Genomic DNA, 11,702 nt, shown 5'->3' on the forward strand with positions numbered 1-11,702 from the left:
TTTCCGCCCCGGCGGTCTCAGTCCGCCGGTTTCCGCGCCGCCAGCATCAGGCCGTTGCGCAGATGCGGGATCAGGGCGGCCGGTGCAACCAGCCTGTGCGCCAACCGCGCCCACAGCGTCGCCCCCGCCCAGCCGCAGGTATACTGCTTGGCGAACAGGATCTGCATCCCTGCCCGCTCCAACTGCCATGTCATCTGGCTGAGCGTATATTCATGCTGCGCCCCCAGAGATTCGGTCCCCTCGGGGTAGCGGAAATGATCCAGGACCTGCTTTCCGGCCAGAAGATACAGCACATTGCGGAAACGCGATCCATTCGGCGTCGTCAGGAACAGGATACCGCCGCTTTTCAGGAAACCCTGAATCCGCCCGAAAACGATATAGGGCGGTTGCGGGATATGGCCGATGACCTCTTGCAGGATGATCAGATCGAACTGCTCTTGCGGAAGCTGCGTATCCGACATCAGGTTCAGCTCGACAAAGGGGATACCGAAGCCATTTATATCCTCGGCCGCACGGCGATTGACGTCGCCGACGGTGACCTGCATGCCATGGATCCGCGCCAGCAAGACCCCCATGATACCGCCGCCGATATCAAGAACCCTGGCCGAAGGCGGCAGATCTAGCCGCTGGATATGGTCGAATGCTTTCCAGAAGCGGGTCACCGAGTTTTCATAATAGGACTCGTATTCGACAAACTCCCTGCCACGGATCAAATCATTATAATACTTTACAAAATCAGCCCTATTGCAGATCATCAGCTAATTCCGATTGCTCCCGGCTATAATTTCCCCTTGCGCCATGCTATTTGAAGCCGGCCTTGAAGACAAGCTTCGGATCGGGTCACCGGCGAAATCGGTCTCGGTCCAACTTGTTGTCAACCGATCATGCAACCATGAGGCGTTTTCTCAAGTTCGCGGGGGATTGGGATTGACATCAATTCCGCCCGCCCGCGATCATCAACGATCAGGTCGGATCATGCTGCCCATGGTGGCAAGCCGCCGCCATGGTCTAAGATTGTTTCAACGCAATCGAAGCCGATCGGCAGGTGCAGGTCGGCTGCCACATGCGATGGGACGGGCGGGGACAGGGACATGACGCAGGAAACCACAGGGACGACGCGGCCAAGGGTCCTGCTGATCGCCGAGGCAGCCAATCCCGAATGGGTGTCGGTTCCGTTGGTCGGCTGGTCCCTCGCGCAGGCGCTGCGCGACGTGGCCGATGTGCATCTGGTCACCCAGATCCGCAACCGAGAGGCGATCCTGCGCGCCGGGCTGGTCGAGGGTCGCGATTTCACCGCCATCGACAGCGAGGCCTTGGCCCGGCCCCTGTGGAAGCTGGGCAGTCTGCTGTCGGGTGGCGAGGGGCGCGGCTGGACGATCCAGCAGGCGGTGAACACGATCAGCTATCCCTATTTCGAACATCTGGTGTGGCGGCGGTTCGGGGCGCAGATCCGGGCCGGGCAATTCGACCTGGTGCATCGGATCACGCCGCTGTCGCCGGTGCAGCAAAGTCCGATTGCCGCGAAATGCCGCCGTGCCGGGGTGCCGTTCCTGCTGGGGCCGCTCAACGGCGGGGTGCCCTGGCCCAAGGGTTTCGAGGCCGAGATGAAGCAGGAAAACGAATGGCTGTCACGGCTGCGCGGGCTGTCGCGCCTGCTGCCCGGGCGGCGCAACACGCTGCGGGCGGACGCCATTCTGGCCGGATCACGGCAGATGATCCGCGACATCCCTGCCCGGCATCGGGACCGGGTGATCTATCTGCCCGAGAATGCCGTCGACCCTGCCCGGTTCTGGCGCAGCGCCGATCACGGGCCTGCGCTGGCCGGCGGGCCGCTGCGGGCCTGTTTCATCGGCCGGCTGGTGCCGTTGAAGGGGGTCGACATGCTGATTGCGGCGGCAGAGCCGCTGCTGGAATCGGGGCGGATGGAGCTGGACATCATCGGCGACGGTCCGGTGCTGCCCGCGCTGAAAGAGCAGGCCCGGCACCTCGGCGACACGGTGCGCTTTCACGGCTGGAAAAAACACGAGGAGGTGCAGGATATCGCCGCGGAATGCACGGTGCTGGCCTTTCCCTCCATCCGCGAATTCGGCGGCGGCGTGGTGCTCGAGGCGATGGCGCTGGGTCTTTGCCCGGTGGTGATCGACTATGCGGGCCCGGCCGAGCTGGTGACGCCGGACACCGGCTATGCGGTGCCTATCGGCGACCGCGCCGAGGTGGTGGCCGGGCTGCGCGCGGCCTTACTGCGTTGCGCGGAGCACCCGGCCGAAGTGGCGCAGAAGGCAGCGGCGGCACGGGCGCGGGTCGAAGGGCTGTTCACATGGACGCGCAAGGCCACGCAGGTGCGCGAGGTCTATGACTGGGTGCTGGGCCTGCGAGCGGTGCGGCCCGATCCGATGGCCGGGACGGATCGAGGGGCTGTTCAGCTCGGGGAGCCTTGACCGATGCAGGGTTGCACGGGGTGAAGATTCCTTTGCGGGATTGATCCTGTTTCAAATTGCATCGCCCGGCTCCTGAACGGCTTATCAGTATTATTCAACAGCAGAATGCCGCGCCACCGGGAAATATCGAGCCTTGCCGAATTTCATGTTGCATTACCCGACAATGCCTCCATTCCCTTGCCGGAAAAATAGAGGACGCCAAACCGCAGCCCACGGCAGGAAAGTTTGATCTCGCAATTGTGGACAAAAGGAAAAAGACGGAACATTGCTCGCGTCTATAGACGAGGCCACAGTCCAGCGGTGAGTCTCGGACATTCCGGGGTGCGGGTGTAACTCAATGACAGAGCAGAAGCTTCCCAAGCTTACGACAGCTCGTTTCCCTCCACCCGCTTCAATCCTTCATTTGCCGGTGCGGTGTTAACACTTTCCCCAAGCATCGGCGCATCCTCATCATCTCCCCCGCAACTGGAACAACCCGCCCGATTCGCCCCCCTGTCCTCCACACACCACAGGTTTCCGCCTGCCGGGAACCACCGGGCGCCGCCCCTTGCCCCCCAAGATCCGCGCCGCCAGTGTGGCCCGCGCTGCAAAACGACAGGAGCTTTCCGTGACCGACTTCCTTCTGCTGCTTATCGCCGGGGTGCTGGGCGGGGTGCTCAACGCGGTGGCGGGGGGCGGCACCTTCATCACTTTTCCGGCGCTGGTGTTCGTGGGGGTGCCGGTGGTGTCGGCCAATGCCACCAGCACGGTGGCGGCGCTGCCGGGATATCTGTCGGCGGCGCTGGGGTTCCGGCGGGAAATCGCGCTGTTGCCGCGCGCGATCTTCAGCCGGCTGACGGTGCTGACCATGACAGGCGGCGCGGCGGGCTCGGCACTGCTGCTGCTGTCCTCGAACGAGGCGTTTGCGGTACTGGTCCCGTTCCTGCTGCTGGCCGCGACGCTGGTGTTCATGGCCGGCGGGCGGCTGCGCGCCTGGGCCGCGCGCTATCGCGGGGGCGTGACCGCCTTTGGCGCCGGCACCATGATTCCCGTCGCAATCTACGGCGGGTATTTCAACGGCGGGCTGGGCATCGTGCTGCTGGCGCTGTTCGCGCTGTGGGGGATGACCGACCTGATCGAGATGAACGGGCTGAAGAACTGGCTATCTTTCGCGCTGTCGATCATCAGCTTCGCGATCTTCGCCGCCGGCGGGCAGGTCGCCTGGGGACCGGCGCTGTCGGTGGCGATCGGCACCGTCCTGGGCGGCTATCTAGGCGCGCCGGTGGCGCGCAGCATCCCGGTGCCGGTGCTGCGCGGGTTGATCGCGGTCGTCGGCTTCGGCATGACGGCGGTATTCTTTTGGCGACTGGCAAGCGGAGCATGAACATGGCGGATATCAGACGGATCGAATGCGGCCCCCGGATGAGCATGGGCGTCGTCCACAATGGCGTGGTCTGGCTGGCGGGCCAGATCGGCACCCCCGGCGACAGCGTGGCCGAGCAGACCCGCACCGCCTTGGCCGAGGTCGACCGGCTGCTGGCCGAGGCCGGGACCGATCGCACCCGCATCCTCTCGGCGCAGGTGTGGCTGGCCGACATGGCGGATTTCGCGGAAATGAACGCGGTCTGGGACGCATGGGTGCCGCAAGGCCACTGCCCGGCCCGTGCCACCGGCGAATCGCGGCTAGCGACCCCGGATTACCGGGTCGAGGTGATCGTCACCGCGGCGCTCTGACCGCCGCCAGCACCGAGCGGGCGGCGCGCAGCCCGGGCGGCTCGCCGCCCCGGCCCAGCCGCTGCATGGTCAGCTCCATCGCGGCAAGCTGTTCGCCGCGGGCGTCGGGGTCGTCCAGCAGCTGCAGCAGCGCCGCGGCCATGGGGCCGGGCTGGCAGCGCTTGCCCAGGAACTCGGGCACCGCGCGGGTGTCGGTGACCAGGTTGACCAGCGTCACCGTGTCGGTTTTCAGCAGCATCCCCAGCAGCGCCCTTGTCAGGGGCGCCATGTCGTAGCCGATCACCATCGGCACCTGATTCGCCGCCAGCTCCAGGCTGACCGTCCCCGAGGCCGCCAGCGCCAGATCCGCCGCCGCAAAAGCCGCGCGCTTGTCCTCGCTGTCCTGCACGACCACCGGCGCGGTGGGCCAGCGCTTGACCATCTGCCCCACCATCGCGGCCACGCCGGGCACGGTGGGCAGCACCACCCGCAGCTCTGGCACCCGGTCGCGCAGCTGCATCAGCGCCTCGTCGAAACGGGGGCCGAGGCGGGCGACCTCGCCCTGGCGCGACCCGGGCAGGCACAGCACCAAAGGCGCGTCGGCGGCGATGCCGTGGCGGGCACGGAAAGCCGCGGCCTCCTCCGGGGTCGCCACCGGCTCGGCCACCACCGGATGGCCGACGAAATCGCAGCTCATCCCGGCGGCGCGCATCAGCGGCGGCTCGAACGGCAAGATCGCCAGCAAGTGGTCGATCACCTCGGCCATTTTCGCCGCCCGTCCCGGCCGCCAGGCCCAAACCGAGGGCGCCACGTAATGCACGGTGCGGATCCCCGGCGCCGCCGCCCGCACCAGCCGCGCCACCCGCAGGCCGAAATCGGGGCTGTCGATGGTGATCAGCACATCGGGCGCCGCCGCCACCACCGCCTGCGCGGTCTGCGCGATGCGGCGCTTGAGCGCGCGATATTTCGGCAGGATCTCCCAGATGCCCATCAGCGACAGCTCGGACATGGGAAACAGGCTGGTCAGCCCCTGCGCCGCCATCGACTCGCCGCCGATCCCGGCGATCTCCAGCCCCGGGTCCAACTCGCGCAGCCCGGCGATCAGCGCACCGCCCAGCCGGTCGCCCGAGGGCTCGCCCGCGATCAGGAACGCCTTCACGCGGCCACCTGCGCGGACTCAGCGGTTTCTTTCTGGCCCAAATACCCGGTCACGCCCGTGCCCACAGGAACACCCCCGCCGCCTTGGCCGCGGCGATGGTCGCCCCGCGGTCCAGCAGCAGAACGCCGCCGGCCTGCCATGCGATCCCGGCCAGCCCGGCGCGGGCGGCCTGCGCCACCGTGTCGGGGCCGATGGCGGGCAGGTCGATGCGACGGTCCTGCCCCGGCTTCGGCGCCTTGAACAGCACGCCGCGCGCGCCCTCGGGGCGCGGACGCAGCCCCTGGTGCAGGGCGGCGAACTCCAGCATCGCCTCGGTCCCCGGCAGGGTCTCGAACGCTAGGCACAGCCCCTGCACCACCACGCAGCCCTGCCCGATATCCAGCGGCCCGGTCACCGACAGGATCGCGGCGGCGCGGGCGGCATCCGCGCGGTCGGCGGCCGAAGGCTCGCCCGCCAGCACCCCTTCACCGGGCACCAGCGCGGGGCAGATCGCATCGACGCCCACGACCTCGAGCCCCCAGTCCTCGAAGATCGCGATCACCTCGCGCAGCGCGCCGTCGTCGCCTTGCTGCATCGCGGTCAGGATGCGGGGGACCAGCGCGGCGGTGCGGGGGTCGAACATCTCGGGTTCCAGCCGCGGGCGGCGGATCGCGCCGGCAAAGACCACCCGCGCAAACCCCTCGTCCACCAGCCGGTCGAGCAGCGGCACCAGCCGTTCAAGCCGGAAGCTTTCGGCGGCGATCCCCGGGGGCAGCGCGGGGGGAAATCCTTCCAGCGCCAGCACCAGCGGCGGGGTCCCGGCGTCACCCAGCGCCTGCGCCACCACCCCCGGCAGCACCCCGTCCCCGGCGAGGATCGCGGTTTTTGCCGCGCCGCTCATTTCGCGGGCGGGCGCAGAAAGCTGCGGTCGCTGGGGCCGAGGATGAAGTCCAGCACCTCGCGCTCCATCGCGGTGACCTCGCCCCCGGCACGCAGCTGCGCGGTCTCGCGCAGCGATCCCGACGCCAGCGCCGCCAGCAGCTCGCGCAGCGCCGCGATCTCGGCCCGGCTGGCGCCGCGGCGCTTGAGCCCGACCAGGTTCAACCCTTCGAGCTGCCCGCGCGGCCCCGACACCAGCCCGTGCGGCAGCACGTCGGCGGTGACCATGCTCAGCGCCCCGATCATCGCGCCGCGGCCGATGCGGACGAACTGGTGCACGCCCGACAGCCCGCCGACGATCACCTCGTCCTCGAGCACGCAATGCCCGGCGATGGCGACGCTGTTGACCAGGATCACGTGGTTCCCGATCCGGCAGTCATGCGCGACGTGGCTTGAGGACATGAACAGCCCGTCGTCGCCGACCTGGGTCAGCCCGCCGCCGCCGGCGGTGCCGGGGTTCATGGTCACGTATTCGCGGATGCGGTTGCGGGCGCCGATCACCAGCCGCGTGCGCTCGCCCCCGAACTTCAGGTCCTGCGGCGCCTGTCCGATCGAGGCAAAGGGAAAGATCACCGTGCCCGCGCCGATCTCGGTCTCACCGGCGACGACGACATGGGATTTCAGCTCGACCCGATCGCCCAGCCGCACCTGAGGCCCAACATGGCAGAAGGGCCCGATGCGGACCCCCTGCCCCAATTCGGCCCCCGGCTCAACGATGGCCGAGGGGTGAATCTGCGTGTCAGCCATCGGCCGCGTCATTCACGGCCATCATCGCGGTGAACTCGGCGCTGGCGCAGACCTGCCCGTCCACCTGCACCTCGCCGGTGAACTTCCAGATCTTGCCGCCGGGCCGCTTGACCTTGACATGCAGCTCGGCCACGTCGCCGGGCTGGACCATGCGGCGGAACTTGCAGTTGTCGACCCCCATGAAATAGGTCAGCAGCCGCTCGTCGATGTAGTTGCGGGTGATGCCCACCACCACCGCGGCGGTCTGGGCCATCGCCTCGACCAGCAGCACGCCGGGCATCACCGGCTGGTCGGGGAAGTGCCCGGGGAAATGCGGCTCGTTCGAGGTCACGCATTTGATGCCCACCCCACCCTCGAAGGGCACGATGTCCTGCACCCGGTCGATCATCAGGAACGGGTAGCGATGCGGAATGATGCGCTTGATCAGGGCCAGGTCGGCGGTGGTGTAGGGTGCGGGCGCGCGCTCTGGCTCGGCCATTCTGTCACTCCGGGATGTTTTGGATGTGCTAGCAAATGCGCTTGAGCCTTGGCAAGCTGGCCCCGGTCAGCCGGGCCGCCCGGGGGCGGGGTTCCGCGCGGCCCGGATGGTCGAGGACGACAGCGGACTCATCGGCCCGTTGATCATCACCCAGGCCGGCGCCGGCGCCTCGGCCAGCAGGGGCGCGCGGGCTTCGGGCAGCCGCGCCTGCCACAGGATCCGCGCCGCCCGCGAGGTCCGCGCCGGCGTGCGGGTGCCCGGACGCGCGATCACCCCGATCGGCACCTGCGCGGCGATCCCGCGCCAGCGGTCCCAGCGGCTGAACTGGATCAGGTTGTCCGAGCCCATCAGCCACAGGAAGCGTACCCCCGGCCAGCGCGCCCGCAGCGCGGCGATGGTGTCGGCGGTCCAGCGCGTGCCCAGCTGCGCCTCGATCCCGGTGACGCGGATGCGGGGGTCGTGGACCAGTGCCCTTGCGGCGGCGATGCGGTCGGGCAGCGGCGCGGGGCCGTGCGGTTTCAAGGGGTTGCCGGGGCTGACCAGCCACCACACCCGGTCCAGCCGGAACCGGCGCAGCGCCATTTCGGTGATGTGCAGATGCCCGGCGTGCGGCGGATCGAACGAGCCGCCCAGCAGCCCGATCCGCTGCCCCGGCAGGGCGATCAGCGTGTCGCCCGTCCCGGCCCGCATCTCACTCGGCCCCGCCGGGCCCGGAGGGAGGGCCAGAGCCCGCGGGCGGCAGAGCCGGCGCGGCCTCCGCGCGGGGGGCAGAGTCGGCACCCAGATCCGGCGCATCGGTGGCTGCATCCTCCGGTAGCGGCGCCGGGTCAGAGGCGTCAGTGCCCGCAGCCCCCGGCGCGGGCACTACCGAGGATGCCGTTCCGGGCGCTTCATCGACAGGCACAGCCGCAGGCGCCGCATCCCCCGGCACCGTCGCAGCCGCGGCCGCCGGGTCCGCCGTTTCGCCCAACCCCGCCGAGGAGGCCGGTTCGGCCGATTCATCGTCAAGCACAGCCGCGGGCGCCGCATCCTCCGGCGCAGTCGCGGACCCGGGGTCAGCGGCCGCCCCGTCCGCCCCCGCCGCCGTGTCGCGGCCGGCGGCGGAATCGAGGTCCGTCTCGGACCCCGCCGGCGCTTTGTCCTTCTCGGCCTCGGCCTGTGCGCGTTCCTGTTCGGCCTGCGCCTTCAGCGCGGCGGCGATGATCTCGCGGCCGTCGCCCAGCTCGGCGTTCAGCGCGGCGATGGCATCGTCGGTCACGTCCACCCGGTCGTCGGCGATCAGCACCATGCGCTGGTCCAGCATCACCAACGCCCCCCGCGCCACCATCACCCGCCCCAGCACCGGCGCCGCGGCCTGAAAGAAGATGGCGCGGTCGCGTTCGGCGGTGTCCGACAGCGCCTCGCGCGCCTCGTCGCGTTCGCGGCGGATCGCCATCACCCGCTCGTCGAACTCGGCGGCGCGGATGCGGAACTCCTCGGGGGACAGCCGGGCGCGGGCAGCGGTCAGCGCGTCCTCGTCGGCGACCAGATCGGCAAAGGCGCGGTCGTTGTCGGCGGCAACCTGGCGCGACTGCGCGGCAAGCTCTGCCTGCGCGCGCATTCCCCAGCGGGACTGCCGGTAAAGCGCCTCTTGATCGACGATCACCACCGCCAGCGCCAGCGGGTCCTGCCCCGGCGCGGCCGGGGTGGGCGCCAGCCGCAGCGGCGTGTCGGCGGCCCTGTTCGGGGCGGCGGGCACGGGCGGGGCCGCGGCGGGGCCGGCAAGGTCGCTGGCCGCACCGCTCAGCCCCGGCGCATCCGTGGCTTGCGGGGTCTCGGCGCGCGGGACCGGGCGCGTACCGGCCGGTTCCTGCGCCGCAAGCGGCGACGCCGCCAGCAGCAGCGCCGCGATCAGGGGCGCACCCGCCCGCCGCAGCCCCGCCCCGCGCATCAGAACCGCGTGGTGATGGACAGGTCGAACGACTGGTCCCGGTCGTAGTCCTCTTTCTTCACCGCCTTGGCAAAGTTGAACCGCAGCGGCCCGATCGGCGTGGTCCAGAACAGCGAGGCCCCGACCGCGGCGCGGATCTTCATGCTGTCGTCAACGGGGTCGGTGCCGGTCCCGCCCATGGTGTTGTCCAGCCCCCAGATCGACCCCGCATCGGCGAACAACCCGCCCGAGATGCCGTATTCCTCGGGCACGCCGATGGGGAATTGCGCCTCGGTCCGCAGTGCCCAGAAATAATTGCCGCCCAGGGCGTCCCGATAGGGCGCGATCAGGTCGCGCGGGCCGAAACCGTTGGCCTCGAACCCGCGGATGCGGCCGGTGCTGCGGAAACGGTCGGTGATGCGGCTGTCCTCGTCGCCCAGCATGTGCAGGGCCCCGGCCTCGAACTCGGCCCGCAGGGTGACTTCCTCGCGCCAGGCGCGGCTTTCGACCCCGGCCAGAACCGTGGTCGTCACCGATTCCACGTCGCCGCCCAGCCCGGCGAAATCCTGGCTGAAGCGCAGCTTGTAGGCGGTCAGCGGGTCGATCCCGACGATGCGACTGTCATAGCCGTAGCTGTAGCCAAGCGCCGAGGTGATCCGCTCGCCCTCCTCTCGCACGAGGATATCGGACGAGCCGATATCCTCAACAAGGTCGATCGGCGTCACGTCGAACAGCTTGTCCTTGCTGATCCGATAGCGCAGCTCCAGCCGGCCGTTGTCGCTGACCGGGAACTCGACCCCCGAGGACAGGCCGATGCTGCGGGTATTGTAGCGCGCGTTGTAATAGTCCGAGGTCCGATACCACGCCGAGAACCGCGCCCGCAGGTCGCGCCCCAGGAAATACGGTTCGACGAAGTTGAAATCGAAGCTGCGCGAGCCGCTGGCGGTGGAAAAGCCCAACTGCACGGTCTGACCGCGGCCAAGGAAGTTGTTTTCCGACAGCGAGGCGTTGAAGCCGACGCCCGCATCCGCGCCGTAGCTGGCGCCGAAGCTCAGCGAGCCGGTGGGCTGTTCCTCGACGTTCACATCGACGATGACCTGCTGCGGCGTCGAGCCAGAGCGGGTTTCCACCTGCGCGTCGCTGAAATACCCCAACGCCCGGATCCGTTCGGCCGAGGCCCGGATTTCGCGCGGGTTGAAGGGGTCGCCCTCGACGGTGCGGAACTGGCGGCGGATCACCTCGTCCAGGGTGGTGGTATTGCCCTCAATGTCGATCCGCTCGACGAAGATGCGCGGGCCGCGCACCAGTGCCAGCGTCAGGTCCAGCGTCTGGTTGCGCATGTTGCGGGTCACCCGCGGCTCGACCGCGACGAAGTTCAGCCCCTGCTGCAGGGCCAGCGTCTCCATCCGCTGGATGGTGTTTTCCACGGCCGAGGGGCTGTAGACCTGCCCGCGGCGGACCTTGTTCTGCGCCTGATAGGGGGCGACATCCAGGCCCGGGATCTCGCTGACCACCGCGACATTGCCGAAGCTGTAGCGCGGGCCTTCGTAGATGTTGTAGGTCACGAAAAAGGCGTCGCGTTCGCGCGCGACCTCGGGGGCGACGGCCTGCACGCGGAAATCGGCATAGCCGCGCGAGCGGTAGAAGTCGGTCAGCAGCTGTTCGTCCAGCTGCATCCGTTCCGGCGCGAAGGTGTCGCGGCGGACAAAGGCGCGCAGCAGCCCGGCCTGCTTGGTGGACAGCACGTCGCGCAGCTTGCGATCGGAAAAGGCACGGTTGCCGGTGAAACCGATGCGCTCGATCTCGGTGACCTTGCCCTCGCGGATCTCGAACACCAGGTCGACGCGATTGCCGGACCGGCGGATCACCCGCGGATCGACGCGGGCGGCATAGCGCCCCTGCGAGGCATAGGCCGCGGCGATGGCCTGCGCGTCCTGTTCCGCCATGCTGGGCGAAAACACCCGGCGCGAACGCGACTGCACCACCTCGGCCAGCTGGTCGTCCTTGATGCGGCGGTTGCCCTCGAAATTGACGATGTTGATGACCGGGTATTCGCTGACCCGGATGATCAGCGTGCGGCCCTGCGGGACGATCTCGACCGCCTCGAACAGCCCGGATTGCTGCAGCCGCTGCTGGGCATCGTTGAGATCGCCCAGCGACAGGTCGGCGCCGCGGCGCAGGTTGGCCAGCGACAGCGCGGTCTCGGCATCGACCGTCTGTGCGCCCTCCAGCCGCACCTGGTCGTAGACCGCGGCACTCGCCGCGCCGGCCACGCCCAGCGCCGCGGCAAGCACCATCGCCGGGATCGTCCCCGCCGCGCGCGCGCGGGCCAAAGCCGCGCCCCTCATCCGATCCGTCATT

General features: G+C 69.0%; 11 protein-coding genes. 3 read left to right on the forward strand and 8 right to left on the reverse strand.

The genetic code is table 11. The features are described from left to right. Positions 1 to 17: 17 nt before the first annotated feature. A complete protein-coding gene (locus RSP45_RS06475; RefSeq protein WP_415393684.1) occupies positions 18 to 755 on the reverse strand; it encodes a class I SAM-dependent methyltransferase in 738 nt (245 codons plus the stop codon). A 336-nt stretch (positions 756 to 1,091) separates the two neighbouring features. Between RSP45_RS06475 and RSP45_RS06480 the strand changes: the two genes are divergently transcribed. From RSP45_RS06480 to RSP45_RS06490, 3 genes are all read left to right on the forward strand, one after another. After that, complete coding sequence (locus tag RSP45_RS06480) at positions 1,092 to 2,438, forward strand: glycosyltransferase family 4 protein (protein ID WP_415393685.1); 1,347 nt, start codon at positions 1,092 to 1,094, stop codon at positions 2,436 to 2,438. A gap of 607 nt (positions 2,439 to 3,045) precedes the next feature. Further along, positions 3,046 to 3,801 (forward strand): sulfite exporter TauE/SafE family protein, encoded by a 756-nt coding sequence (locus tag RSP45_RS06485; protein WP_415393686.1) that lies wholly within the window; start codon positions 3,046 to 3,048, stop codon positions 3,799 to 3,801. Positions 3,802 to 3,803: 2 nt separating this feature from the next. After that, positions 3,804 to 4,151 carry a RidA family protein gene (locus tag RSP45_RS06490; RefSeq protein ID WP_415393687.1) on the forward strand — a complete coding sequence of 116 codons (348 nt, stop codon included), beginning with the start codon at positions 3,804 to 3,806 and terminating at the stop codon, positions 4,149 to 4,151. On the opposite strand, the gene lpxB is transcribed toward RSP45_RS06490, so the two are convergent. The 7 genes from lpxB to bamA form a co-directional block, all read right to left on the reverse strand. Next, a complete protein-coding gene (lpxB, locus tag RSP45_RS06495; protein ID WP_415393688.1) occupies positions 4,135 to 5,289 on the reverse strand; it encodes a lipid-A-disaccharide synthase in 1,155 nt (384 codons plus the stop codon). The genes RSP45_RS06490 and lpxB overlap by 17 nt on opposite strands. Before the next feature lie 49 nt (positions 5,290 to 5,338). Then, entirely contained in the window at positions 5,339 to 6,169 is an 831-nt protein-coding gene (locus tag RSP45_RS06500) for an LpxI family protein (protein WP_415393689.1), read from the reverse strand. Further along, positions 6,166 to 6,954, reverse strand: coding sequence for an acyl-ACP--UDP-N-acetylglucosamine O-acyltransferase (gene lpxA / locus RSP45_RS06505; protein WP_415393690.1), 789 nt, complete (start codon positions 6,952 to 6,954; stop codon positions 6,166 to 6,168). Before lpxA ends, RSP45_RS06500 begins: the two co-directional genes overlap by 4 nt. Next, on the reverse strand, positions 6,947 to 7,432 hold the full coding sequence (fabZ, locus tag RSP45_RS06510) for a 3-hydroxyacyl-ACP dehydratase FabZ (RefSeq protein ID WP_415393691.1): 486 nt from the start codon (positions 7,430 to 7,432) through the stop codon (positions 6,947 to 6,949). The genes lpxA and fabZ overlap by 8 nt, the downstream gene beginning before the upstream one ends. Before the next feature lie 66 nt (positions 7,433 to 7,498). Beyond that, positions 7,499 to 8,122, reverse strand: coding sequence for a nicotinate-nucleotide adenylyltransferase (locus RSP45_RS06515; protein ID WP_415393692.1), 624 nt, complete (start codon positions 8,120 to 8,122; stop codon positions 7,499 to 7,501). Between the two features lies 1 nt (position 8,123). After that, positions 8,124 to 9,362, reverse strand: coding sequence for an OmpH family outer membrane protein (locus RSP45_RS06520; RefSeq protein WP_415393693.1), 1,239 nt, complete (start codon positions 9,360 to 9,362; stop codon positions 8,124 to 8,126). Then, entirely contained in the window at positions 9,362 to 11,701 is a 2,340-nt protein-coding gene (gene bamA, locus RSP45_RS06525) for an outer membrane protein assembly factor BamA (protein WP_415393694.1), read from the reverse strand. Before bamA ends, RSP45_RS06520 begins: the two co-directional genes overlap by 1 nt. Position 11,702 lies beyond the last annotated feature (1 nt).

The organism is Paracoccus sp. SJTW-4 (assembly GCF_047716885.1).
Classification (GTDB): Bacteria; Pseudomonadota; Alphaproteobacteria; order Rhodobacterales; family Rhodobacteraceae; genus Paracoccus; species Paracoccus solventivorans.